Source organism: Acinetobacter sp. 243_ASPC (genome assembly GCF_001054715.1).
Classification (GTDB): Bacteria; Pseudomonadota; Gammaproteobacteria; order Pseudomonadales; family Moraxellaceae; genus Acinetobacter; species Acinetobacter soli.
In genome coordinates this window covers 196,358-223,281 of sequence record NZ_JVOR01000095.1, presented here as the reverse complement: position 1 = coordinate 223,281, position 26,924 = coordinate 196,358, and the positions used below count along the sequence as shown (strand labels likewise).

The 26,924-nt window shown below is 44.9% G+C and carries 20 protein-coding genes; 10 read left to right on the top strand and 10 right to left on the bottom strand.

Features of this window, described 5'->3' with window-relative positions; genetic code table 11:
• Positions 1–162 precede the first annotated feature (162 nt).
• Complete coding sequence (locus ADA42_RS13155) at positions 163–2,004, bottom strand: long-chain-acyl-CoA synthetase (protein WP_048765669.1); 1,842 nt, start codon at positions 2,002–2,004, stop codon at positions 163–165.
• Positions 2,005–2,188: 184 nt separating this feature from the next.
• Positions 2,189–5,563: an Rne/Rng family ribonuclease gene (locus tag ADA42_RS13150; RefSeq protein ID WP_004943865.1), complete on the bottom strand. Its 3,375-nt coding sequence runs from the start codon at positions 5,561–5,563 to the stop codon at positions 2,189–2,191.
• A gap of 731 nt (positions 5,564–6,294) precedes the next feature.
• Between ADA42_RS13150 and ADA42_RS13140 the strand changes: the two genes are divergently transcribed.
• From ADA42_RS13140 to ADA42_RS13125, 4 genes are all read left to right on the top strand, one after another.
• Entirely contained in the window at positions 6,295–7,227 is a 933-nt protein-coding gene (locus ADA42_RS13140; RefSeq protein WP_004943860.1) for an RluA family pseudouridine synthase, read from the top strand.
• On the top strand, positions 7,224–7,889 hold the full coding sequence (locus tag ADA42_RS13135; RefSeq protein WP_004943856.1) for an HAD-IA family hydrolase: 666 nt from the start codon (positions 7,224–7,226) through the stop codon (positions 7,887–7,889). The genes ADA42_RS13140 and ADA42_RS13135 overlap by 4 nt, the downstream gene beginning before the upstream one ends.
• A gap of 70 nt (positions 7,890–7,959) precedes the next feature.
• Positions 7,960–8,655 carry a helix-turn-helix transcriptional regulator gene (locus ADA42_RS13130; protein ID WP_004943853.1) on the top strand — a complete coding sequence of 232 codons (696 nt, stop codon included), beginning with the start codon at positions 7,960–7,962 and terminating at the stop codon, positions 8,653–8,655.
• A gap of 50 nt (positions 8,656–8,705) precedes the next feature.
• A complete protein-coding gene (locus ADA42_RS13125; RefSeq protein ID WP_004943849.1) occupies positions 8,706–9,311 on the top strand; it encodes a glutathione S-transferase family protein in 606 nt (201 codons plus the stop codon).
• Positions 9,312–9,359: 48 nt separating this feature from the next.
• Here ADA42_RS13125 and ADA42_RS13120 read toward each other — a convergent pair whose 3' ends face one another.
• Both ADA42_RS13120 and hcaR read right to left on the bottom strand, forming a co-directional pair.
• On the bottom strand, positions 9,360–10,034 hold the full coding sequence (locus tag ADA42_RS13120) for a DUF1345 domain-containing protein (protein WP_004932667.1): 675 nt from the start codon (positions 10,032–10,034) through the stop codon (positions 9,360–9,362).
• A 95-nt stretch (positions 10,035–10,129) separates the two neighbouring features.
• Positions 10,130–11,044 carry a DNA-binding transcriptional regulator HcaR gene (gene hcaR / locus ADA42_RS13115; RefSeq protein WP_004932669.1) on the bottom strand — a complete coding sequence of 305 codons (915 nt, stop codon included), beginning with the start codon at positions 11,042–11,044 and terminating at the stop codon, positions 10,130–10,132.
• 679 nt (positions 11,045–11,723) lie between these two features.
• Here hcaR and ADA42_RS13110 point away from each other — a divergent pair.
• Positions 11,724–12,776 (top strand): MBL fold metallo-hydrolase, encoded by a 1,053-nt coding sequence (locus ADA42_RS13110; protein WP_025095343.1) that lies wholly within the window; start codon positions 11,724–11,726, stop codon positions 12,774–12,776.
• Positions 12,777–12,827: 51 nt separating this feature from the next.
• Here ADA42_RS13110 and katG read toward each other — a convergent pair whose 3' ends face one another.
• From katG to ADA42_RS13095, 3 genes are all read right to left on the bottom strand, one after another.
• Positions 12,828–15,008 carry a catalase/peroxidase HPI gene (gene katG, locus ADA42_RS13105; RefSeq protein WP_048765667.1) on the bottom strand — a complete coding sequence of 727 codons (2,181 nt, stop codon included), beginning with the start codon at positions 15,006–15,008 and terminating at the stop codon, positions 12,828–12,830.
• 387 nt (positions 15,009–15,395) lie between these two features.
• Entirely contained in the window at positions 15,396–17,690 is a 2,295-nt protein-coding gene (ptsP, locus tag ADA42_RS13100) for a phosphoenolpyruvate--protein phosphotransferase (protein WP_004943835.1), read from the bottom strand.
• A 70-nt stretch (positions 17,691–17,760) separates the two neighbouring features.
• Positions 17,761–18,261, bottom strand: coding sequence for an RNA pyrophosphohydrolase (locus ADA42_RS13095; RefSeq protein WP_004932680.1), 501 nt, complete (start codon positions 18,259–18,261; stop codon positions 17,761–17,763).
• A 183-nt stretch (positions 18,262–18,444) separates the two neighbouring features.
• Here ADA42_RS13095 and ADA42_RS13090 point away from each other — a divergent pair, with 183 nt between their 5' ends.
• Positions 18,445–19,095, top strand: coding sequence for an HAD family hydrolase (locus ADA42_RS13090; RefSeq protein WP_004932684.1), 651 nt, complete (start codon positions 18,445–18,447; stop codon positions 19,093–19,095).
• A gap of 81 nt (positions 19,096–19,176) precedes the next feature.
• Here ADA42_RS13090 and ovoA read toward each other — a convergent pair whose 3' ends face one another.
• The 3 genes from ovoA to ADA42_RS13075 all read right to left on the bottom strand — a co-directional run bounded on the left by ovoA (position 19,177) and on the right by ADA42_RS13075 (position 22,747).
• Positions 19,177–21,372 (bottom strand): 5-histidylcysteine sulfoxide synthase, encoded by a 2,196-nt coding sequence (gene ovoA / locus ADA42_RS13085; RefSeq protein ID WP_048765665.1) that lies wholly within the window; start codon positions 21,370–21,372, stop codon positions 19,177–19,179.
• 168 nt (positions 21,373–21,540) lie between these two features.
• Positions 21,541–22,413 (bottom strand): LysR family transcriptional regulator, encoded by an 873-nt coding sequence (locus tag ADA42_RS13080; RefSeq protein WP_004932688.1) that lies wholly within the window; start codon positions 22,411–22,413, stop codon positions 21,541–21,543.
• Between the two features lie 91 nt (positions 22,414–22,504).
• The gene (locus ADA42_RS13075; protein WP_004932691.1) at positions 22,505–22,747 is read right to left on the bottom strand and encodes a DUF2061 domain-containing protein; all 243 of its coding nucleotides are present in this window, start codon (positions 22,745–22,747) and stop codon (positions 22,505–22,507) included.
• Positions 22,748–23,005: 258 nt separating this feature from the next.
• Between ADA42_RS13075 and leuC the strand changes: the two genes are divergently transcribed.
• The 4 genes from leuC (at position 23,006) to leuB (ending at position 26,898) form a co-directional block, all read left to right on the top strand.
• Positions 23,006–24,424: a 3-isopropylmalate dehydratase large subunit gene (gene leuC / locus ADA42_RS13070; RefSeq protein WP_048765663.1), complete on the top strand. Its 1,419-nt coding sequence runs from the start codon at positions 23,006–23,008 to the stop codon at positions 24,422–24,424.
• Positions 24,425–24,440: 16 nt separating this feature from the next.
• Positions 24,441–25,091 carry a 3-isopropylmalate dehydratase small subunit gene (gene leuD, locus ADA42_RS13065; protein ID WP_048765662.1) on the top strand — a complete coding sequence of 217 codons (651 nt, stop codon included), beginning with the start codon at positions 24,441–24,443 and terminating at the stop codon, positions 25,089–25,091.
• Between the two features lie 110 nt (positions 25,092–25,201).
• A complete protein-coding gene (locus ADA42_RS13060; RefSeq protein ID WP_004943812.1) occupies positions 25,202–25,774 on the top strand; it encodes a hypothetical protein in 573 nt (190 codons plus the stop codon).
• Between the two features lie 44 nt (positions 25,775–25,818).
• On the top strand, positions 25,819–26,898 hold the full coding sequence (leuB, locus tag ADA42_RS13055; RefSeq protein WP_048765660.1) for a 3-isopropylmalate dehydrogenase: 1,080 nt from the start codon (positions 25,819–25,821) through the stop codon (positions 26,896–26,898).
• The last annotated feature ends 26 nt before the right edge of the window (positions 26,899–26,924 follow it).

The window sequence follows — 26,924 nt, the reverse complement described above, 5'->3', positions numbered from 1 at the left end:
CGGATTAAAAGTCCGCTGCTCTACCAACTGAGCTAACGACCCTGTATCGTTTGATGGAGCGTATTGTAGCAAGTTATTCAGCTAACACAAGAGGAAAATTCAAAACAATTGCATAACTGTTTATAAAAAGCACGATTTCCTCTTGTTTAGCTAAAAAATGAACTAAAAACGGTACTTATATGCCTGAATGTTATCAAAAATGTCTTTGGTCACATCACAATAAGCCGATTCGCCAGGTAATAAAACCAGCAATCTTTCCTCGGTTTTGTTGGGATCAAAGGCCTGTTCTTTGAGCTTGTTCTTTTGATATTTGAACGTTCCCGTTGTTTCGACGGTTTCTTGTACACGTAAAAAAACCGGAACAGCATAGGCGGGCAGACATTTTTTAAATGTACTTGCCATGTGGCTCAAATCTTGATCATTCAGTTCTGCATGGTCCGCCAATGTGATGGCCGCCATGCCCGCGCGGCCATTGGTGTGCGGAATTTCAACACCATATACTACGGCCTCGACAATTTTATCGTGTTCGCAGAGCATATTTTCAACTTCAGTGGTCGAGACGTTTTCACCTTTCCAGCGGAAGGTATCTCCCAAGCGATCAACAAATTGTGCATGACGAAAGCCAATGTCACGTACCAAATCACCCGTATTGAAATAGGCATCGCCTTTTTTCAGCACATTTTTTAAAATCACGGCTTTGTTTTTCTCTGGATCGGTATATCCATCGAAAGGAGAGCGACGGGTAATTTTACCGACCAACAAGCCCACTTCACCAGTTTTTACTTTCTGGCAAAATCCATCTTTGTCGCGAATTGGCTCATTTTTCTCTTTATCAAATGCAATCACGGCATACGGCGTTGGAGAAAAACCGACAGTATTATCAAAATTAAAAATATTACTAAAACCGACATTGCCTTCACTTGATGCGTACAGCTCTAAAATTTCATCGACACCGAAGCGTTGCTTGAATTTATCCCAAATATTCGGACGCATACCATTACCAATCATTTTGGTTACGCGATGGCTCCGATCTAACTCGGTGGCAGGGGCATCCATGAGATAACGACACAATTCTCCCACGTAACCAATGGCAGAGGCATTAAACTTTTGTACATCTTTCCAGAATGCACTGGTCGAATATTTGCGACGTAAGGCCAAAGTTGCACTGCCTGCAATCACACCACACCAGCACACCACAATACCCGTGGCATGGTAGAGCGGTAACGTTACATACATCACATCGTCGGGATTCAGATCAAGCACATGCCCATACGTACCATAGGCCAGTGTCCAGCGACTATGGGTAAAGATCACCGCTTTGGGTAATCCTGTGGTACCTGAGGTATAGATATAAAACAGACCATCTTTGCCCTGAACGGTATGGGTCGTAGGTGGGTTAAATTTTGGGAAATGGTCAATTTGCTCGGCCAGATTGATATATCCGTGCGGTGCGGTGCCCACGTCTTGACGTGTGGCCTGATCGGCAAACCAATGAAAACGGTCTTCATTGATATTTAAGTCAGCACGAATTTCATCAATGCAGTGATGTACTTCATCACCAAAAATTAATGCAATCGGTTTGACCAGATTAATACTATGACTGAGCACCTTGCCTGTTTGTGAGGTGTTGACCAACGCAATTGTCACACCAATTTTTGCCAGTGCAATCACGGTAGCCAGCAATTCAGAGCGGTTTTCAAGCATGACCGCAATCACATCGCCTTTACGCGCGCCCAATGACAGATAGTAATGGGCAATCTGATTGGCCCACTCATTGAGTTCTTGATAGGTATAGCGCTCATCTTCAAATAGTAGAGCAGCCCCATCCGGATTACGCTTCACGGCTTTTTCAAAAGCAATACCGAGGCCCGCAGGCGAAGCAGAAGTGCGTAAATAGGCTTGTTTGAGTCCATGAAGAAGGTGTGGCACCTTTGGAATCAATTGTGGAATTTTCGCGGCAACAGCCCCAAGCGTAATAATATCAGTCTGTGTGGTCTGGCTCATATACATCCTATTTATTTTTCGATCAATCCAATTATGGTGACGCATCTGCAGAAAAAAATTTCATCTAGAACTGTTCTTTTACGGCCTTTGTTCTAGTGCAATCAACCTAATCTCACAAAAGTATCAAAAAAAACCTAGTCACCGAAATGACTAGGTTTCTTTTAATGATCTGCAATTATGCAAATCATTCGGTACTAGAGGTGGTTTTCTTCGGTGGGCGACCACGTGGACGACGAGGGCGGGCCGGTTTGTCCTGATCTGCATTGGCAGTATTTTCAGACGCCTTAGCCGGTGCTTTGTTTGCTTTGGCTTTGGTCGGTTCCTTTTTTACTGGTGTTGCTTGCTCGATTTCAGGAAGCGAGGCTTGTACAGCATCTGCTGCTTGATCCTCTGAGGCCACAGGTGCTGGGTCTGCTGCCGCATCTGTCGCTTGCTCTGTTGTTGGTACAGCCTCTGCCGAGACAGTTGCTGGCGTTTCTTGAGCAGCATCTGCTACAGGCGCATCTGTCGTAGCAGATTGTGCGACGACTTCTGCCGTTTGCGGTGCATCTGCTTGTGCCTGCTCAGCAGCTTGCGCTTGCTTGGCTTGTACATGCGCTTGCTCAGCAGCTTGCTTGGCCAAACGGCGACGCTCACGCGGATCGTTGGCAACACGGCTCAGATCAGCCTTCGGTGGTGTGAGCGGTAAAACCGCTGCAGGTTCAGCTTCTTCAACAGGCTTATTGTTTGGAAGCTCTGCATCACGGGTCACTGGCTTTTTATCTTCAGCTTTACCTTCAGACTCGCCTACCACCAATGTAGCGGCATATTGCTCAGTGAATTTCACTAAGGCACGGTTAAAGGTTGGTACCAGACCAAACTGTTCGATTAGAACCGTACAGTCTTCACCATACACATGACGGATCAGGCTGCTAATGGTGTACTGACCGAGCGTTGGCACTTGAGATGGCGTGATCTTCGGTGCTTGTACTTTCGCCTGATGCTGTCCACGTTGTTGACGACGACGCATACGCGGATCGTTACTGGCACGTTTCACTTCTGAAGATGCAGCGACTGGTTCAGCCACGTCTGTGGTTTCGGTGGCTGGAACATCCGCTTTAGGCGCCACTTCCGCTTTTGCAGGTTGAGTCGGTGCTTTGTGCTCAGCTTTCGCCTGATGTGCTTTTGCTGGTGCTGCTGCATCACGTTTTGACTGCTGAGGCTGACCATTTAAGGCCACAATTTCACTTTTTGCAGTATCGACATTGATCACTAGCGCGGTTGCCAGTACGTCGTCACGCGGTGCATCGACCTGTTCTACACGAACCTGACGCTCATCTGCAACAGCAGGTGCAGCTTTTGGCTGTGCATTGTCCTCATTTAATACGCTTTGATCGCGATAACGATTCGGGCGGTTTGGACGTTGCTGATTGCGGTCACGACGCGGCACATGTTGGGTTTCTTCATGTGACGTTTCGTTATGCTGTTGCTGTTCAGATTGGTGACGCTTTTGATTGCGTTTAAGGTCACGTTGTTCCTGACGCGACAACTGCACAGTTTCTTCATGCACTTGTTGTGAAGCTTCTTGCACTGGGGCATGGTGTTCACGATGCTCTTTGTGCTTACGCTTTTTGTTGTTCTGACGCTGCTGCTGTGGTTTTTCGTCTTTTTCGTTGGACTCGCGTGGCTCATGTTTGGCTTGCGGCTGCGACATATAGACGTTGTTTGCAGTTGGTGCTGCCGCAGGTGCAGCGCTCTGTGCTGGCACGGCTGCTGGATTCACCTGACCAAACTGACCACGACTGACTGCGCCGTTGTTGACCATTTGTTCAATCGCAGCGGCTGCATTTTGTGCCGAACGAGATTGGTCTGTGGTTTGAGCTTGTTTCTGAACAAACAAGTTTTCAAGCCAAGCACATGCGCTGGCTGACTTTTGTGGTGCAGCAGCCACTTGAGCGGCTTGTTTCGGCGATTGCTTGGTTTTTGCTGCCTCTGCCGCTGGTGCAGCAGCATGAGTGTGTTCAGCTTCTTCTAAATGCCAACCTGAAGATTCATAACCCAGCTCTTTTTCGCTAGAACGTGTTGCTTCTGTACGTTCGTAGCTTGATGGTGCAAAACCTTCAGGGTTGTACTGGATTTCATAATGTGGTGTTTCAAGATGCGGGTGAGGTAGAACCGTCACGCGTACACCTGACGTCTGCTCAAGATAAACCAAGCTATGACGTTTTTCGTTTAGCAAAAATGCTGCGATTTCAACTGGAACTTCAACCTGCACTTCACCATGACGTTCACGCAAAGCAATCTCTTCGACTTTACGCATAATTGAAAGTGACAGTGAACGCAGATCACGTACCATACCGGTACCATGACAACGCGGGCAGACATAACCGGTTGCTTCTTCAAGCGACGGACGTAAGCGCTGACGGCTCATTTCCATCAAACCAAAGCGTGAGAGCTGACCAAACTGGATACGCGCACGATCACTTTGCGTAGCTTCACGTAATTTAGCTTCAACCATACGCTGGTTACGGTCTTTGGTCATGTCAATAAAGTCGATCACGACCAAACCGCCAATGTCGCGTAAACGCAATTGACGCGCAATTTCTTCAGCAGCTTCTAGGTTGGTATTCAGCGCCGTTTCTTCAACATCATGACCACGTGTAGATTTGGCGGAGTTGATATCGATTGATACAAGCGCTTCGGTTTGATCAATTACGATCGAACCACCAGAAGGCAATTTCACTTCACGCTCGTAAGCTGTTTGAATCTGGCTTTCAATTGCAAAGTGCGCAAACAATGGTTCATTGAGCGTATAGGTTTTGAGTTTGTCGAGCTGACGCGGCATCACTGCTTTTACAAAGTTGTAGGCTTCGTTATAGGCTTGCTCGCTATCAATCAAAATTTCAGCTACATCATCACGCAAGTAATCACGAATGGCACGTGTGACCACACCTGCTTCTTGGTGAACCAGCATTGGTGATGGGCCAGAACTTGAGGTGCTTTGAATTTGGCTCCACAAATCTAGAAGATGTTGGAGATCCAGTTGCAATTCTTCCTGTGAACGGCCAATCCCTGCTGTACGGACAATCACACTCATGCCACGTGGCATATTCAGGGATGCCAGCATTTCTTTGAGTTCTTCACGTACTGAACCCGAAATTTGACGGCTGATACCGCCACCTTTTGGATTGTTTGGCATGAGCACCAAATAACGCCCAGCAAGTGAAATAAAGGTAGAGAGTGCAGCGCCTTTATTACCACGCTCTTCTTTTTCGACTTGAACTAAAAGTTCAGTACCTTCGGTGATCAGTTCACGGATATTTGAAGTTTGGCGCGGGTCGGCGTGTAAATACGAATTTGCAATTTCGCGCATCGACAAAAAGCCCTGACGCTGAGCGCCATACTCGACAAAAACAGCCTCTAGAGACGGCTCAACGCGAGTAACATGACCTTTATAAATGTTTGATTTTTTTTGTTCGCGGGTACGATTTTCTAAGTCAAAATCGTAAAGACGATTACCAGTGATAAGTGCAACGCGGACTTCTTCAGCGTGAGTTGCATTAATCAACATACGTTTCATGGGTGTGACACCTAATAGTGACTCACTCAGATCACTGCGATGATCAGCTGCACAAACATCAATCCTTTGTATCAGGACTGGAACTCAGCAAGTGTGGTCCAGATCGTGACGTCCGATTAGTGCATAATGCTTCGGCTCAATAACGGTTTTGATGTTGGCGATACTGCATTGATTGTGGTGCAATCAACGTGCTTGAATTTCTTCACTGGCGGGTAAGCGGTGTATTGGATGATAACTTTCACTGTCACTGAGCTTGAAGATCCTTCTTATGAAGTCTTGATACGGAATGTTCATCGTATCAGTGCTATTTGGCAGTTCCAATACATCAACACTTTAGCCTGAAAAAACCCTCATGGCGCAATGTATCTGATGTGCATCAGTTTACGTTTAATAACCAACGTGTGGGTTGGCGACATATTTCTTTAAACAAACTGTTGTGCAAATGCACAATTAAACGCGACAGTTTGTTTTTTGCCGATATAATAAGCCTTCGGCGTGGGCATATTCTTTTGGGACCTGTCCGAGCTTTTGGTGAAGCCTTGAGCGAATATTCATTTCAAACAGAGTTGAAATTATTTCGTTTTTTGTTCACTTACGGTGGTATCCGTGCGCTGACTATATCAAACCTTGCACGATCTGCCTATGGGCTAATTGAAAGTTTCTTGTGAAATCAAGTAGCTAAACGGTCATTTTTTATTCAAATTTCATCTTTTTCGGGTTTTAATTACTGTATGAATTCTACGCAACAATGGCAAAGCGTCACCTGGTTTGAGGTAGACGAACATCAGGCCGGTCAGCGCATCGATAACTTTTTATTTTCCCGTTTAAAAGGTGTACCCAAAAGTCGTATCTATCGTCTGATTCGTGAAGGGCAGGTGCGAGTCAATAAAAAACGAATTAAAGCGGAAAGTAAACTGAGTATTGGCGATCAGATTCGAGTTGCCCCGATTCGCTACGAACAAAAAGATGAAAGCGATGCGCCAGTCAGCGATCAGGTTGCCAAAAGCCTGCTCAGCCGCGTGGTGTATGAAGATGATGGTTTATTGGTGGTGAATAAACCATCGGGGATCGCCGTACATGGCGGAAGCGGTGTGGCATACGGTCTGATTGAGGCCATGCGAGCGGCTACTGGAAAAAAATATCTAGAATTGATTCACCGAATTGACCGTGACACTTCGGGTTTGGTCATGATCAGTAAAAAGCGCAGCACGCTTAAGCTGTTGCAGGATTTATTACGCGAACACAAAATTGCAAAAACCTACGCAGCACTCGTGAAAGGGAATGTCAGTCTTGATCGACAGTTGATTGATGCGCCGCTGTTGCGTTATGAACTGGCCAATGGTGAACGCCGTGTGAGAGTGTCGAAAGAAGGTAAGCCAAGTAAAACCAACTGGGTGGTCGCTGAGCGTTTTAAAGATGCAACACTGGTTTATGCATCACCACTTTCAGGGCGCACCCATCAAATTCGCGTACATGGCTTGAGTATCGGTCATCCTTTAGTGGGTGACGATAAATACGGCCATCAAACACCTTATACAGGACCTGAAGCACGCCGTCTGTGCCTGCATGCGATGCGTCTTGAAATTCCGGGCTATCCTGTGATTGAAGCGGCACTGCCAGAGGATATTCAAAACGTTGTGGCACAGTTGAGAGCACGTAAATGAATCATCCAGAACTGATTATTTTTGACTGGGACGGCACTTTATTTAATTCAGTTGGCCAAATTGTCGCAAGTTTACAATTTGCAGCGCAACGCTTTGAGCAACCCCTTACGCATGAGGCGGCACAAGGGGTGATTGGTTTAGGCTTACCCGAAGTGATGCAGACGCTTTTTCCGCAGGTTCCACATTTGCATGAGCAAATTGTGGTGGCTTATGGCGAACATTATGTGCAACATTCCACGCATGATGCATGGTTTGATGGCGTTGCCGAGCTGCTGCATGACTTAAAAGCCATGGGGATGAAGCTTGCGGTGGCAACAGGTAAAAATCGCCGTGGCTTAGATCGCGTGCTGACCAAAACGCAAAGTCATCATATTTTTGATATCACTCGTGCGGCAAGTGAAACCATGTCTAAACCTCATCCACGCATGCTGGAAGAGATTTTGCAGGTCACAGAAGTCGAGGCAAAAAATGCCATTATGGTTGGCGATAGCAGCTATGATCTTGAGATGGCCATGAACATCGACATGCCGCGTATTGGTGTGAGTTACGGTGTGCATGATCCTCAGGTCTTAGCGCGTTATGCGCCTTTGACCATTGTGAAGAGCGTGCCGGAATTGCATCACTTTTTAAAGCAAATACTGCAACAGAAGATGCCTGCTTAAACAATCTTTAAAAAATAAAAAATTGAGAAACCTGTTGAGGTTTCTCTCTAATAAAAATCTAGAGGTTCAGATGAGCCGTTCAATTCGATTATTAAATTTGCTACAGCACTTAAGAGAAGCCAAATATCCAGTGACCTCGCATGCGTTGGCAACACAACTTGGCATTAGTCAGCGTAGTGTCTATCGAGATATCGAAACATTAAGACAGCAGGGTGTACGAATTGATGCATGTGCAGGCATCGGATTTCAGTTGAAGGAAGATTTCTTTCTCCCTCCGATTACATTGGATGAAACTGAAATAGAAGCCGTTTTTTTGGCGTTACACTGGCTTAAAAGCATCCCTGACGACGCGTTGCAAAGTGCATCATCTTCAGTGCTTAGCAAACTGAATTCAGTCTTACCTGTTTATCGCCAGCATTTTTTAGAACAGACCACACTCAGAGCCTTTAATGTTTGGCTACCTGTCGATACAAAAATACTTGAGCAGATTCGAATGGCAATTCGTCTACAGGTGAAGGTGACCTTTGCCTATGCCGACGAGCGCAAAAATGAAAGTATGCGAACAGTCTGGCCTTTTGCGATGGGATATTTTAACGACAAAATTATGCTGGCGGCTTGGTGTGAGTTACGACAAGCATTTCGAAACTTTAGAATTGATCGAATTCGGCAGCTTCAGTTGAGTCAAGATCACTATCCTCAGTTTAAGCAGAAATTATTTCATCAATGGTGGGTTGAAGAAGTATGTGTCACTCCTGACAAAAACTGACAATCCGCTGCTCTACACTGGACCCACAATATCAAAAAGGAGTGAATGAAATGGGTCTTCAGCTTTATACCAATAAAGAATCACGTGGTGTGGTGGTCGAGTGGTTACTGATCGAACTTGGAATTGAGTGTAAGCGGGTTGAGGTGGAATATCACACCAGTATGAAATCCCCTGAATATCTTAAACTTAATCCTTTCGGTAAGGTGCCAGTACTGATTGATGAGCATGTCGTAATCTATGAGCTAGCTGCTATTTGTGCTTATCTGGCAGATAAGTTTCCTGAAAAGAATCTGGCGCCTGCTCTTGGTGATCCTAAACGCGGTCTTTATTATCGTTGGCTATTTTTTATTTCGGGGCCATGGGAAGCCTTGGCAACAGATCAAATGCGAAACATTCAGGTTCAGCCTGAGCAAAAAATGTTTATGAGTTACGGTGATGAGACAGATGCCTATCAGGCACTTATTCAGGGATTAACTCAAGCAAATCCTTATTTGTGTGGAAAACAGTTTACCGTCGCGGATATATGTGTTGGAGCGATGCTGCTGTGGCAGCAAAAGATGGGACAATTAAAAACCCATCCTGCAATTGACCAATATCTCATGACGATCCGACAAAGAGAAAGCTTACAGCGTAGCAATGCAATTTTTGCCAGTTAAAACTAATCTACACGATTAAGGAAAGTATCATAACTTTCCTTTTTCGATTTAATTCGACAAAAAACTTGCGGCCACATTAATACAAATTGCCAAGATGCTGGTATTAAAAATAAATGCCAAAAATGCATGAAAGATATTGAGCAGACGCATGTTGCGCGAGGTAATTGATACATCTGCAGTTTGTGCGGATGTGCCAATAATATAGCTAAAATATAAAAAATCGGCATAGGTGGGGTGGGGAGTCTGTGGAAATTCCAATCCTCCCGCACTGCCTTTGCTGCGTGCAATATAAAAATCGTGGGCATAGTGCAGCGCAAACACGGTATGCATCAGTAGCCATGCCGAAATAATTGTAAACAGCGCCAAAATAACATGCTCAATTTCGTATGGACTGTTTTTGGACATCATCGAGAGTTGTACGACGATTGCGATCATACACATCAGCAGTGCCAGCAGCACCAAGAGCATGATGACCCATTTACTTTCATCCTGACGCTTAGCCTGCTGTTGCATGGTTTTAGTATCCATTTGACCAATCAGACCCATCACATGCGCCAGATAAATCGTTACAGCAATATTCCAGCTAATCAGCACGACAGTAGACCAGTGTGAATCAGTTTGCCATGACAATAGCGTACCAATCACTACACCGATGCCCAAAGAGATAAAAAAATGTGGACGGGATGAAATACTGTGCCCAAGGCGGAAAAAAAATCTGTTCATATGTTTTCGTTTCCTTTTCCAAGGCTTTTATTTTTATAGAGAAACGATTGAATTGAGCCGACAGGTATTATGTATGCTGGCTCAAATGATTGATTTTAATGCTCAGTGATACATTCATCAGGCACAGTACGTTCCCATTTGGCGAGCATATCACGAAACGATTGAACCAATGTCGACTTGCTTGAGCTGTTATAACATAGGTACAAATCTAAATGAGGAAGATCGATTTCCAGTGGACGCGTCACACATGTTTCAGGTAACAAACTGGCCACGTAATCGGGGACTAAACTACACCCGCGACCTTGCGCAACACCATTGATGTTGGCCAGCAAACTGTCTGCATGTTCAACCAGATTAAATTGAATGCCATGCTGTTTTGCAAACTTCAAAATTAGCTCATGTAAGACTCTGGATTGACTCGACTCGGCAATCACCAAGTCGAGTTGATGAAGTGCAGACAGGGGAATACGCTCGAGTTTGGCCAATGGATGATGGGCTGGCAAAATAAAAATCAATGACTCTCGTAGCACATGCTCGGTCGTAAAGTCATTATCATTTTGCAGACGATCACGAATAAAACAGACATCCAACTCGCCCTTTTTAAGCGCTTTAATTTGTTCATCATTGCCTAAACTCGACAGATCAATACGAATATCAGGATGATGAAAGCGAAAGTTAGGCAAAATATGCGGAAAGATTTTGACTTCAGCAACAGGAACAAAGCCGACTCTCAGCGCTTGCTGCTTGGCATACGAGACTTGACGGGCCATCATGACGGCTTTTTCAGCTTGAGCCAAAGTCAGGCGTGCCTGTTCCAGAAAAACAGCACCTTCTTCGGTGAGTTCGACTTTACGTTTGGTTCGATACAGCAGTTGAACCCCAACATCAACTTCCAAATCTTTGATTTGCTGACTTAAAGAGGGCTGAGCAGTATAGAGTTTCAATGCAGCTTTACTAAAATTTAATTCTTCAGCCACAGTGACAAAATATCGAAGATGTCGCAATTCCACAAAAAACTAATCCAAAAAAAGTCTTATAAACATAAGTCTAAAGGATATTAAATGAATAGGACACGTGTAAAAAATGCTTTAGCCATTTATAAAATAAATAGTATTTTTAAGCTCATTATTAATTCAATATAAAAATAGTATTTTGATTTATTTATAAAATATATGAATCAATTGTATAAAAAAAATGAATCAATCTCACCACAAAAATGAATATATTGCACCAATATCGTGCTTAATTATATTGCAGTGTAAAACTGGTTTATTTCTTGCTTTGTTTCAAATCTTCTGCTGAAAACGGTAGGGTATTTAAAGCTAGGACGCAAGAATAGTGGAATGATACATTATCTGTTGCTCAAGACCTCCAAGCAGTTTACTCTGCTTATCGGTGGTAGGTTTTTGAGTTTTGCTTAAGCCGTCCTATTACATAGGGTCTGGTCGAGATTGCTCTTGAATTGCACAGCCATAAAACTTTGAAAAGCAACGACGATTGACGCATAAACGCAACAAACTTCTTGAGAAAATCTGGCACTCTAAGAAAGGTTGTCATACACGCTGTAAGCAACCAAAACAGCATGAACAGTTTTACAAAAAATGGAGACGAGTCGTGGCTTACGTTAAATGAAGAACATGTCTGATGCATACGTTTATTTGACCACAAGATGATGACTAAAATTACCCTATGAAAGAGAAGCCGACATTAACCTATCAATTGCCGACTAAATCTTGTTTAACGCATACATGGAGTAAGCCTTCTTTTCATTATTTAGATTCTGTACAGGCCGGACATTCACGTTTTTATAATCAAGTGAAGCATTCCTCAGCACGTGGTTCAACCGAATTACTGCGCTGGTTAATGACGCGTGAATCGTATACATGGGATGTCGACATTCAGCGTGAATTTGATGCACGGCTCAATATGCCGGCGGCGATGCCACAAAATCGACCGCATGCCGATTTAGATGACTGGCAGATCTGGTTTGTCGGGCACGCGACTGTATTGTTGCAAATCGGGCCATATAATCTCATCACCGATCCTGTGTGGTGTGAATATGCCAGTCCGCAACAAGGGCGAGGTCCACGACGCGTGTGTCCTGCTGGTATCGCCCTTGAGCATTTACCCACGATTCATGCTGTTTTGCTCAGCCATAATCATTACGACCATATGGATTTGGCCACCTTAGAATGGTTACATAAAAAGTTTGCCATGCCGATTTATACTGGACTGGGCAATCAGTATTACTTGCCCAAGCAGTATCATGTGATTGAGATGGATTGGTGGCAGATGATTCCTTTTCATGATCTTACCATTGCCTATACGCCTGCACAGCATGGATCAGGCCGTGGCCTACGCGATCAGGGCAAAGCCTTGTGGGGAGGATTTTCAATTCTCGGTGCAGATGATCATGCTTTTTTTGCAGGGGATACAGGCTACTCACCGCATTTTAAAGAAATCTATGAGCGTTTTGGCGCACCCCGAATTGCACTCTTGCCGATAGGTGCGTACGAGCCCCGTGAGCTCATGCAATATGTACACATGAACCCGCAAGATGCATTGCATGCGCATTTGGATTTACACGCACAGCGTTCGGTTGCGATTCATCATCGAACCTTTCAGCTAACCGATGAAGGCCGAGATGAGCCAGAGCGGGAACTCACGCATTTGCTCAAGACGTCATCTAAATTGGTGAATCCGTTTTACTGTTTGCGTGAAGGGCATAAACTCACTGTGTAAAACCCGAATCATAAAAAAAGAGCCGATATCGGCTCTTTTTCTTTTGGAGGCTTATACCAGATCGTAACGATCGGCATTCATGACTTTCACCCAAGCTTTGACGAAATCATGGACAAATTTGTCGCGGTTATCATCTTGCGCATAAACCTCTGCATATGAGCGTAAGATCGAGTTTGAACCAAACACTAAATCTACACGGCTCGCAGTCCATTTGGTTGCTCCTGTTGTACGATCTACAATATCGTAAGAGTTGCGACCCGTTGGTTTCCATGTGTAGGCCATATCGGTTAAGTTGACGAAGAAATCGTTACTCAATACACCCACGCGATCTGTCAAGACGCCCTGCGGATTGTTGTCGTAGTTTGCACCCAAGACACGTAATCCACCTACCAGTACCGTCATTTCGTGTGCGGTTAGGCCAAGGAGTTGTGCACGATCTACCAATAGTTCTTCAGGAGTCGTCTCGAAGTGCTGTTTTTGCCAGTTTCTAAAACCATCATGCACAGGCTCAAGCGATTCAAAAGAATACACATCGGTTTGTTCCTGTGTTGCATCACCGCGTCCCGGTGCAAATGGCACCGTAATATTCACACCTGCGGCGCGAGCAGCCTGTTCTACAGCGGCTGTTCCACCGAGGACAATCAGATCTGCAATACTCACAGGTTTTTCAAACGAAGCCTGAATCGACTCAAGTACACCTAACACTTTTTGCAAGCGTTCAGGCTCATTGCCCACCCAGTCTTTTTGTGGTTCAAGACGAATACGCGCACCGTTGGCACCCCCACGATAATCTGAACCACGATAAGTACGGGCACTGTCCCACGCCGTGGTAATCAATTCCACACGAGTCAAGCCGCTATCGAGTATTTGGCGTTTAAGCGATTCAATCTCGGCATCAGTTAAGGTGTAATCTACGCTCGGAATTGGATCTTGCCAGATTAAATCCTCTTGCGGTACATCTGGGCCAAGGTAACGGCTCTTTGGTCCCATATCACGGTGTGTAAGCTTAAACCATGCACGAGCAAATACATCAGAGAAATAGGCCGGATCTTGATAGAAACGTTCTGAAATTTTACGGTACTCTGGATCAATTTTGAGTGCCATATCGGCATCAGTCATAATCGGGTTACGTCGAACGCTTGGATCATGCGCATCAATCGGCATGTCTTCTTCTTTGATCGTAACTGGTTCCCATTGCCATGCACCTGCTGGGCTTTTACGAAGTTCCCAGTCGTAGGTTAAAAGCAAGTAGAAGTATTCGTTATCCCATTTGGTGGGGTGCGTCGTCCACGCGCCTTCGATTCCGCTGGCCATGGTGTTGCCTGCATTTCCAGAGCCTTCTGGGTTAAACCAGCCTAAACCTTGGAATTCAACATCTGCACCTTCCACTTCTGCACCAAGTTTTTCGGCACGTCCGTTACCATGACATTTCCCGACAGTATGACCACCAGCGGTCAGCGCAACGGTTTCTTCGTCGTCCATGCCCATGCGGTCAAAAGTCACACGCATGTCATGTGCAGTACGTAACGGATCTGGATTGCCATCCACACCTTCAGGGTTGACATAAATCAAACCCATCTGTACCGCTGCAAGTGGATTTTCAAGCGATTCACGGTCTTGATCATCTGAATAGCGATTACGGGTTGCGTCTAACCATTTTTTCTCGCTGCCCCAGTACACATCTTTTTCTGGGTGCCAGATTTCTTTACGACCTCCAGCGAAACCGAAGGTTTTAAGGCCTGCTTCTTCATAGGCCAGTGTACCCGCAAGAATGATCAGATCACCCCACGAAATTTTATTGCCATATTTACGTTTGATTGGCCAAAGCAAACGGCGGCCTTTATCGGTATTGACGTTATCTGGCCAGCTGTTTAATGGCGCAAAGCGCTGGTTGCCTGTATTGGCACCGCCACGTCCGTCTTGTTTACGGTATGAGCCTGCAAGGTGCCAAGCGGTACGTACAAACATACCGATATAGCTGCCCCAGTCGGCTGGCCACCAGTCTTGACTGGTCGAAATTAGGCTTCGAATATCTTGTTTGAGTTCTTCAAGATTCAGTTCTTTAAAAGCTTTGGCATAATCGAAATCGGGATCCATCGGATCTGTTTTTTGGTCATGTTGATGCAAAACATCAAGATTAAGCGCGTTTGGCCACCATGCGGTTGGACTTTGGCTTTGTCCAGTATTACCGCCATGTGTAAAAGGGCATTTTCCTGTTGCTGCAGTATTCATTGCGATTTACTCCTTGGATTTTGGCTATTGCTTTGTCGTGGCTTTCGGTAAAGTAAATTGGAATTGATGATGTCGTTTTAATGATTGAGGGGCAGTTCACCAAGACAGGTTAAAAAAATCTTAAGTAATTCTGATGCTGCTTGAGTGTTCGAATCAATCTGCATGGCTGTGCTCCTGATCTCAAAATATATTACGCGTGTTCGCTGTTAAAATTAGTTTAAATGATTTAAATGATTTGTAAAAAAGATAAAATTCATAAAATTGATTTGTTTTTTAGATTATAAAAGACCGTTTAATTTAATTCGATATGTCGATGTATCACCGATTTGTAGTGCGCTTTGGCGTTATTGCCCTAGAGGGGCTAGAGAGCCCCTCTAGGATCATCATTTAAACGGAAACCAATCGATTAGATTTGACCATGTCTCCAAGACCATGATTTCTAAAGTAGTATTCCATCCAGCTTTTCACCATGAGCGGGTTATTCATTTTGACGACCTCATTGAGCAATTGCTCGGCATCGGTCATTGAAACGTGACAGATGGCTTTGCGCACCCGCAAAATATTACTTGAACTCATGGAGAGGGTATTGAATCCCATCGCCATCAATAAAATAGCCGATAAAGGATCGCCCGCCATTTCGCCACAAATACTGATAGGCTTCTCATGATGATGGCATTCCTTAACCAGTTTTTGCAGCGCGCGAAGAATGGACGGATGAAAGTGTGAATATACACTCGACACCCTTGGATTATTGCGATCGACTGCCAGTAAGTACTGGATTAAATCGTTTGACCCTACGGAAAAGAAGTCGACCAATTCGGCAAACTCATCAATTTGTAGTAACACACTCGGAACTTCGACCATGATGCCGAGTTTCGGTTTGGTAATTTTGACCTGTTCTTCTTCTTGTACCGCGACCCAGTCACGTTCTAACAGATACAACACTTCCTCGACTTCGCTGACGCTGGTCACCATGGGCAGCAAGATATGCAAATTGTTTAAACCAATGCTGGCCTTGAGCATCGCGCGCACTTGAGTCGAAAAAATTTCTGGATGATCCAGCGTAAAGCGTAGACCACGCCATCCCAGCGCCGAGTTTTCTTCTTCAATACTAAAGTAAGGCAAGTCTTTGTCGGCACCAATATCCAGCGTACGCATGATGACGGGCTTGTTGGCAAAATGACTCAATTGCTGACGATAAATGGCCCGTTGTTCTTCTTCGCCCGGAAAGCGTTCACGCAGCATAAACGGAATTTCGCTGCGATAGAGTCCCACACCTTTGGCCCCACGCTGAACGCCGCGTACCACGTCAATCATCAGGCCAGTATTGACATACAGCTTGACTGCAACACCATCGGGGGTAACGGCATCACGCGTTTCGTATTGCTTGAGGTCTTTGGCAATTTGCTCTTCTTCTTTTTGAATTTCTTTATAGCGCTGACGCAGACGTCTAGGTGGATTGATAAAGATCCGCCCCTGATAGGCATCGACAATCATTTCTGCATCATCAAGGGTATTGATGGGGAGCTCGGTCACGCCGACAACAGTTGGAATACCCAGCGCACGTGCCACAATCACCATATGCGAATTGGCAGCACCTTCTGTGGTGACAATCGCGGCAATATTATCGACCGACAGTTCAACCAGTGCAGCAGTACTGATTTCTTCTCCAATTAAAATACTGTCGGGGCTTAAATCTTTATGGCTGGAATCTGCTTCTTGCAGTGAGGCCAGAATACGTCGTCCCAGATCTTTTAAATCTGACACGCGCTCACGTAAGTAGTCGTCTTCCATTTGTGCAAACAGGGTGATGTGCTTGTCGATGACACGACGCACGGCGCCTTGTGCCCAGTTACCGGCGCGAATCAATTCTTTAATTTCGGCAGGGAGCGCATTTTCATCCAGCATGCGTAAAAACACACTAAATAGCGCGCGCTCTTCCGACATTAAGGAGTCTTGCATTTTTTCGTCAAGCTGCTGAATTTCGGTACGTACCGAACTCACCGCTTGATCGAGTAAATGTAATTCGTCACTGATATCATCGGCTTCGCGGTCTGGAACCGACGCCAGATCGGCAGGCGGGTATAAAACGTAAGCACGACCCAGCGCAATTCCGCCAGCACCTGATACGCCCTGAAAGGTTTTGTAGGCTGGCCCATTACTTGGCTTACGAAATACATCGATGTTGCCCACCGCATGTGCATGTGCGATGACACCTGAGAGCTGAGCGCACAGCGTCACCAAAAAGGATTCGGCTGCTTCACTAAAATCTTGTGGTTGCTTATTTTGTACCACCAGTACGCCCATCACCTTACGGCGATACATGACGGGTACACCCAGAAACGAGTTGTAAATTTCTTCGCCGGTCTCGGGTAGGTAGGCAAAGCGCTCGTGTTTGGAGGCATTTTCCAAATTGACGATTTCTTCGCGCTGACCCACAAGGCCAACCAGACCTTCACTGAGTTGCAAGGAAACATGCCCCACAGCTTCGGGGTTAAGCCCTTTAGAGGCCATCAGCAAATAACGCTGGTTGCGTTCGTCAAGCAAATAAATTGAGCAAACATCCACTTTCATCGCTTCCGCCACATGGTTGACCATAATGTCGAGCGAATCATGCAAACTTACAGACGAATTGATCTCCTGAACAATGCGTCTTAAGGTGTCAAGTTGCATGTTTGACATGGATGCTTACTCCAAAATTTTTAATTCTTCATAGTGATGTTATAACAGCACTCGCCAAAAAAATCATTTGCTAATGTGATGATTTTTCGGGCGATTGTTGTTCTGGCATTAACATGCAGAGTTCCATCATCGCTTTTCGGTACACATCGCGCTTAAAATTGACCACCTGACCTAGAGGGTACCAGTAACTTACCCATTGCCACTCATCAAATTCGGGTGGGTCTGAGAGGTCTAGCTGAATGTTTCGCGTAGACGCGGTGAGTTTTAATAAAAACCATTTTTGTTTCTGTCCAATACATACCGGATCAGAATCTGGTCGGATGTACCGGTGTGGCAAACGATAACGCAGCCATCCTTTGGTCTGCGCAATAATCTGGACGTGTTCGGGCAATAAGCCGACTTCTTCTCTCAGTTCACGATAAAGTGCCTGCTCGGGGGTTTCTCCAAAATGGATTCCTCCTTGTGGAAATTGCCAAGCATTGTGACCAATGCGTTTTGCCCATAAAACTTGTCCGTTATCATTTGCCAAAATGATCCCGACGTTGGGTCGGAAACCTTCTGAGTCGATCATTTGGCTACCTAAAATTTATCAATATCGTTGACTTTGAAATCGGGGGCCGTCACTCTTATATGCCCAGCGCGTAAGATCAAAGTAAAATGCATTAAAATTGCTATGATCTTAACGAATTTCTATCGACTAGCGGAGATAGATTTACATTTTTTTTCTTAAATTTCAGTTTTAACGAGTATTTTCATGAAATTGGCTTTGTTTGATCTTGATCACACCTTACTTAATACAGATTCAGACCATTCCTGGGGTGAATTTCTCGTCAATGAAGGCTTGGTCGATCCAGTACATCATCGCCAAATGAACGATAAATTTTATGAAGATTACAAAGCAGGCCAGCTTGATCCAATTGCCTACAACGAATTTGTATTTGAGTTTTTAACCCAAAATACGCCTGAGGTATTAACAGAGCTGCATGCGCTCTTTATGCAAAAAGTGATTCGTCCGCAAATGCGCCCAAAAGGTTTTGATGCGATTCAAAAGCATCAAGATTTAGGCCATGAAATTGTAGGCATTACCGCAACCAGCGATTTTATTACGGCACCGATTTTTCGTGCCTTTGGTATTACCGAAATTATTGCCACCACGGCGGAAGTACAGCAAGGGAAATATACCGGTAAAGTTGCAGGTACGCCATGTTACCAGCAAGGCAAGCTGGTACGTCTAGAGCAGTGGCTGGCTGGACGAAATGTAGAAGAATCTTGGGCCTATTCAGATTCGATTAACGATCGCTTTTTACTGGAATATGCCACGCATGCGATTGCAGTCAATCCGGATGATCGCCTAGAAAAATTGGCCAAAGCGCAAAATTGGCAGATTCAAGACTGGTCGATTTAATCGATATTTCAATGTTCTCAATAAAAACAGGCAGTCATCGACTGCCTGTTTTTATTTGATTCAGTTTTTGTGGAGTATTGTTTATTTTACGCGTTGCCAAAACGTCACTTCCGATAAACTGTGCTGAAACTTGTGCTGAGTTTCACGAATCACAAACGGCACCTCTTGCGGTGCTGCAATCAGTTGAAAGTGCTGATCCAAAATCGCATGTAAACCATCTAAAGTTCCAAAACTTTCACCATCTTTTTTAAAGCCACCAATCCATTCTTCACGCGGCGTGTGCTCTTCAAGCCAGGTATAAGGGGAGGCAATCATCAATACACCACCCATGTTCAGACGCTCATGAATCTGACTAAGAAACTGACGTGGACGATACAGTCGGTCAATCAAATTGGCAGCAAAAATAAAATCGTAACCAGTGAAATTGGCTTTTAAATTGCAAGCATCACCTTGATAAAATTCAACTTTGTCTTTGGTTTCTTCAAGGCCTAATTGATGCAATGAACAGGCCTTGTATTGTACCAATTCACCTTCGGTGGCGAGCGTATAACGCAAGGTTTCACCTTTGGTCAACTGTACGCTGTGCTGAATAAACCGCGCTGAAAAATCAATTCCGGTGACATGCTCAAACACACGTGCCAATTCAAAACTGGCGCGTCCGACGGCGCAACCGATATCTAAAGCCTTAACTTTGGGACGCTCGCCCAGTGTCTGGATCGCCAGCTCGACCAGTGCCTTAGAAAAATTAGGAACCCCAAAATAATCCGATCCAAAATGGAACTCGGCATACTGCGAAAGTAATTGATCGGTCTCGTATTGAGAGCTCACACTGCTTACCTCATGGTCAGATGCAACGTAACGAAACCCTGCATGTTGAAAAAAATGCCGTCTAAAGGCATACCGCGATGAATAAAGACTTTCATTGCCACAAGAAATCCACGAACCGCCCTTAATCAAATTATGGCGCCCGTCAAATGTAGGCGTGGTAAAGTCATCATAAATGGGGTGTACATCAAAGCCATTAAACGGATAGGTTGGCGTTTCGGTCCATTGCCAGACATTGCCTCGAACATCGAAGAAATCGCCTTGCTGAAACACATGAACCGGACACGACGACGCACCATAATCCAAATGGATATTGCCATCGGCACGCTGATGATCAATCTCGTTTAATCCGCTGATATCGTATATACGGTACCATTCGTCCTCGGTGGGCAAGCGAATATTCTGGCCAGTCTGCTGTTTTTTCCAGTTACAAAATGCTTTGGCTTCATGATAATTGACCTCGACAGGCCAATCCCAACGCATTGGCACAATCTCGGTCATGAGTCTTAAATACCAAGTCTGGTGTTGTTTAACCCAAAATGTCGGATATTTGGCTTCAGAAAAGGACAGCCAACCTTGACCTTCTTGTTCCCAGTAATCAAGGCTTGAATAGCCATCGGCATCAACGAAAGCCAAAAATTCTTGGTTGCTAACCAAATATTTCGACGCTTGAAACGCCTCGACCTGCGCCTCATGCTGACCAAACTCGTTGTCCCAGCCATAAAGTGGGTGTGCTTGATTAATACCAAGTTTAACCTGTCCAGATGCAACATCAATCCATGTGTTTTCAGGTGCTGTGGTGGAAAAATCAGAAGCTTTCCAAGCCGGATGTGCACGAACATATTCAAGATCATGCTGTCGGATTAACACCGATGATGTTTCCAAATGAATACGCTCATGTTCAATGCCCATTAAAATGGCCCACCACGGATGATTCCAGTTGATGGGCGGGGTAAGCGGGGCTGTATCGATGATATGAAGTACTGTTTGTTTGACCTGATCACGATAGCTTTTGACCTCGTGAGGTGTTGGCCAGTCATAATGCTGATCGTTGAGATCGTCCCAACTCATTTCATCGACACCGACTGCGAAAAGTGCTTCAAAGCGCGGGTTGAGCCGTTCTTCAATTAAGTGAACCAACAGTAATTTATTAATAAAAAAGGTTGCAGTATGACCAAAATAAAAAATCAGAGGGTGCCGAAGCGAAATCGGTTTTTTATAAAATGCTTCATCACCATCTAAACATTCAAACAAAGATTCATAGGTTTCAAAAGTATTCAAAAAATAGTCACGGATTTGCTGGCGTAACGTATCGGCATTGTCTTGATTGAGGCGTGGAGTGCGCAAGATCTGTTTTGAAGTTTGAAGTAACCCAGAAGGCGATGGCGTATGAGCATTTGAAGCAGAAGATACGTGTTCGGAATTTGGTACTCTGAAAACATCATTTAGCATGCTTCAACTCCATATTTAAGGTATTTATTGTGTGAAATACCGTGAAGGGTTGAGGTGTTATCGTTATACGGCCACGTCACGGATGCTTAATGATCAACTTACTCCAATCTTGAACGAGTTATATTATATTTAGGTAACGATTTGATGAAAAACGCTAAAGAGAATGGCTTAAGCTGTGGTGGACTGCTGCGTCAGTTTAATTAAAGCCTGTGCTGCTTTGGACTGAGTACGGGCAGGATGCCAGACAATTCCAAGTTGACGTTTTAGCTCCACATTCACTGCGAGTTGACAAAGATCCCGATTCAGCAACGTTTGCGGTAGAACCGACCAGCCCAAGCCAATCGAAACCAACATACGAATCGACTCAAGCGGATTATTGCTCATGGTGATTTTAGGTCTAAGACCATATTTTTCGAATGCGTGCAAGGTAATCTGAGTGGTATAGGTCTGTGCTGCAGGCAGTAGACTTGGGTATTCGAGTAAATCTTGTAGCTGAATCTGCTTACGCTGAGCCAATGGATGAAACGGTGCCACTACAAAAACCAGTGGATCGTTCCAGACCGTCAAATAAGTAAGACGCTCATCGCCTTCTGGAGGCAGGGTAAGAAAAGCCAACTCGAGATCACCTGCAAGCACTTTTTCATGTGCCTGTTCTGAATCGACAAAATGCACATCTAAGGTGACATCCGGAAAGCGTTGCACATAATGACGCAGTGGATCGGGAAGATGATGCAACCCGATATGATGACTGGTACCGATTTTGAGCCGTCCCTGTACCTGATCGTGTTCATGGCTTAGGGTATGATGAATTTCGCCTAGCTCATTGAGCCAGTTTTTGACTTTGGGCAACAGCGAATGTGCTGCATGTGTGGCTTGAATGCCGCGTCCGGCAGATTCAAATAGTTTCACGCCAAAATAATCTTCAAGACTATGAATGCGCTTGGTCACTGCGGGCTGGGTGATAAACAGTTGATCCGCTGCGAGCGAAATAGAGCCGGTTTCCATCACTTTCACAAAGGCTTCAAATGCAGCAAGATTCATACAATGACCTTAAATTTCCCATAATCATGCCGTGTTAAAAAAATCACAGCGTCAGGCTATTGTAGTAGTCAAATTCCCCAATGCGCAATCATTAATAGCCTGCGCCAGAATCTTGCTGAGCAGGCTGTTCTTTTACTGCCCATACTTTTTCGTGAATAAAAAAGGCAAACGCCTGTACAGTCGGCTCAAGCATACTTAAAGTTAAGGCAACCCAGAGGTTTCCGGTCACCACGTAAGCCACCAGCATAGCCACCGTAATATGCATAATGTAATAGCTTAAAGTCTTTTTGAGCATACGCTGATTGTGATGTACAAAACGAGTTAGAGTCGTCATAACCATTACCTTGCACTAAATATCTTGAAGAAGTATTCAGTATAAAAAGCGTACATCGGATTGTGAAATGGAATGTATAAATGAGAATTATTATTAAATCCGATGCTGTAAACTATAAGATGATTAGACCTGAATCGCGCATTTTATATATTCTAAAAAGTTTGTTAATTTATAAAAATGATAAATTAGATTTATGTAAAAGCAGCGCTATAATTACTAAATAGAGACCATATACCCAGTCCAATGGAGCACGACGACATGGCAGGCAAGACATTATATGACAAATTGTGGAATGACCACTTGGTTTCACAGCGAGATGACGGATCATGCTTGATTTACATCGATCGTCATTTATTGCATGAAGTCACCAGTCCGCAGGCATTTGAAGGTCTTCAACTTGCAGGTCGTCAGCCATGGCGTCTCAATGCAAACGTTGCAACACCAGACCACAACGTACCAACTTCAAAAAAAGAACGTGAACAAGGCATTGCCGGAATTGAAGATGAGACATCACGCATTCAGGTTCAAACCTTAGACGATAACTGTAAAACCTTTAATATCGTTGAGTTCGGGATCAATGATGTCCGTCAGGGCATTGTGCATGTGGTGGGGCCAGAGCAAGGTTTGACTTTACCGGGTATGACCGTCGTGTGCGGCGATTCGCATACGGCAACGCATGGGGCATTTGGTTGCTTGGCACATGGAATTGGTACCTCTGAAGTGGAACACGTGCTTGCGACGCAGTGTTTGGTTCAGAAAAAATCAAAGAACATGTTGGTTCGCGTGGATGGCACTTTAGGTAAAGGTGTAACGCCTAAAGATGTGGTTTTGGCAATTATCGGTCAAATTGGTACAGCAGGCGGAACAGGTTATGCCATTGAGTTTGGTGGGCAGGTGTTCCGTGATATGTCGATCGAAGGCCGAATGACGGTGTGTAACATGGCCATTGAAGCGGGTGCTCGTGTGGGTATGGTTGCTGTCGATGATAAAACCATCGAGTATGTCCAGTCGCGCCACTATGCACCAAAAGGTGAGCAGTGGGATCAGGCTGTTGCGTACTGGAATACCTTACATTCAGATGACGATGCAGTATTTGATGAAGTAGTGGTTTTGAACGGTGCAGAAATTGAGCCGCAAGTTTCTTGGGGAACCTCACCCGAAATGGTGATTCCAGTGTCTCAAGCGGTTCCAACCTTAGAACAGGCCAAAGACGATGTACAACGCAATGACTGGACACGTGCTTACCAGTATATGGGCTTAAATGCCGGTCAGGCGTTGGCTGATATTCAGTTGGATCGTGTATTTATTGGATCATGCACCAATTCACGGATTGAAGATATCCGTGCAGCAGCCGAAGTGGTCAAAGGCCGTAAAGTGGCGAACAGCATTAAACAAGCGATGGTGGTACCGGGTTCTGGTTTGGTTAAGCAACAAGCAGAGCAAGAAGGATTGGATCAGATTTTTCTTGAGGCTGGTTTTGAGTGGCGTGAACCGGGATGCTCGATGTGCTTGGCGATGAATGCCGATAAATTGCAACCGGGCGAACACTGCGCCTCGACCTCAAACCGTAATTTTGAAGGGCGTCAGGGCAATGGTGGACGAACCCATTTGGTCAGTCCAGCCATGGCTGCCGCTGCTGCAATTGCGGGACACTTTGTTGATGTTCGTTCATTCTGAATTGGGGATATAGATCATGAAAGCATACACCGTTGAACAAGGCATTGTGGCACCATTAGATCGTGCCAATGTGGATACCGATTTAATTATCCCGAAACAGTTTTTGAAGTCGATCAAACGCACAGGGTTTGGTGACAATTTATTTGATGAATTGCGCTATTTAGATGAAGGTTATCCGGGGCAAGATAATTCTAAACGTCCGCTTAATCCCGATTTCGTATTGAATCAGCCACGTTATCAATCTGCCAATATCTTGATTGCGCGTAAGAATTTCGGATGTGGATCAAGCCGTGAACACGCGCCATGGGCATTGAACGAATATGGTTTTCGTACCGTGATTGCGCCAAGTTTTGCCGATATTTTCTTTAATAACTGTTTTAAAAACGGTATGTTACCTGTAATCTTGTCTGAAGAAATTGTAGAGAAATTATTTCAAGAGTGCGCAGAAAACGAAGGCTATACCTTAACGGTTGATTTGGCTGCACAAGAAGTGAAAACACCATCCGGTCAAGCTTTTGCTTTTGACATCGATCCATTTCGCAAACACTGTTTGTTAAATGGCTTAGATGATATTGGTTTAACGCTACAAAATGCAGACGCGATTCATGAGTTTGAACGCCAAGCCAAAGTTGCACGTCCTTGGGTATTTCAAGACCTAAAAGCTTGATCTACACGGGAGATTTTAAAGATAGCAATAGCGTAGATGCCCAACTCTTGTTAACATGCATGAGCATAAATTGCTGAAAACTTTGCTCGAAATAGGGTTGGGCTCCAACAATGATCAGGACATTTGGCCGTAGTGTGGTACTGACAGTATCCTTGGCGTTAATCGCAGGTTGTCAAAGTACCAATCATGTAGTTGATACATTGCGTATTAAACAGGCCGAATCAGGTCTGAACAGTAACGCAACGATTTATTGTTCGGGCGCACAACTGTGTGAATTTGAGCGTCTAAATACGACCCCCATTGTCGATGCGCAAAAACATCGTGTCAGTGAACAAGCCTTGCATCAAGGTATTGTCAGACTTGAGGGTTCAGTATTTAGTCCAGTCAATTCGATGTATTTGTCTGTGCCACCGCAGCAGTATGAGCTGGTGATTCGTTTTTATCCCATCTCTCGAGATCGGGCAGAAACATTTCATGTCATTCATCAGTTTAAAGCCAATCAGCGCTATACCTTTAAAATGTACCGTGATCGTTCCAAGCACTCAGGCGGCAGTTTACTCAATGTTTCTGCGCCTGAGCCATTATGTGTTGAACTTGAGCAAGAAAATCATCCAATCCGCCGTTTTTGTCGTCCTTTTGACGCCATCACGGGGTTAGGTGAGTTTATAGAACAACGAATTTAATGTTCAATCAGTCAATCGGCTGATATTTAGAAATGGAAACGTTCATGTCGAAGCAAATTTTAATTTTAGCCGGTGACGGTATTGGCCCTGAAATTGTAGGAGCTGCCGAGCAAGTGCTGAGCGCAGTCAATCAAAAATTTAATCTTGGTTTAAGCTGGGAGCACGGTCTACTTGGTGGTGCCGCCATTGATGCGCATGGCGAACCGTATCCTGCCGTGACCAGCGAGCAAGCAAAACAAGCAGATGCCATTTTACTTGGTGCGGTAGGCGGACCGAAGTGGGATAGCATTGAACGCTCTATCCGTCCAGAACGTGGTCTGTTGAAAATCCGTAGTGAACTGAATTTATTTGCTAATTTGCGTCCTGCCATTTTGTATCCGCAGCTTGCAGATGCCTCTAGTTTAAAGCCTGAAATCGTATCTGGGTTAGACATTCTGATTGTGCGTGAATTAACTGGCGGGATCTACTTTGGTCAGCCGCGCGGTATTCGCGAACTTGAAAACGGCGAAAAGCAAGGCTTTAACACCGATGTCTACAGCGAATCTGAAATTAAGCGCATTGCAAAAGTGGCTTTTGAGCTTGCTGCACTGCGTGGTAGCAAAGTGTGCTCGGTCGACAAAGCCAATGTGCTTGAGGTAACGGAGCTTTGGAAACAAACCGTAAGCGACCTTCAGCAAGCGCAATATCCAAACATTCAGTTGTCCCATATGTATGTCGATAATGCAGCAATGCAACTGGTACGCGCACCAAAGCAGTTTGATGTGATTGTAACCGGTAACTTGTTTGGTGATATTTTGTCGGATGAGGCGGCCATGTTGACCGGTTCAATCGGCATGTTGCCATCTGCATCTCTAGATGAGCAGGGCAAAGGCATGTATGAGCCATGTCATGGTTCTGCACCGGATATCGCAGGGCAAAATGTGGCGAACCCATTGGCCACGATTTTATCCGTAGCTATGATGCTCCGTTATACTTTCCGTGAAGAAGCTGCTGCAAAAGCCATTGAAGATGCTGTAGGGCAAGTGCTTGATCAAGGCTTACGTACGGCTGACATTATGTCTGAAGGTATGCAGAAAGTGGGTACAGTTGAGATGGGGCAGGCCGTGGTTGCCGCTCTGGCTTAACTCATCTCGTGTTAAAAACGCAGCTT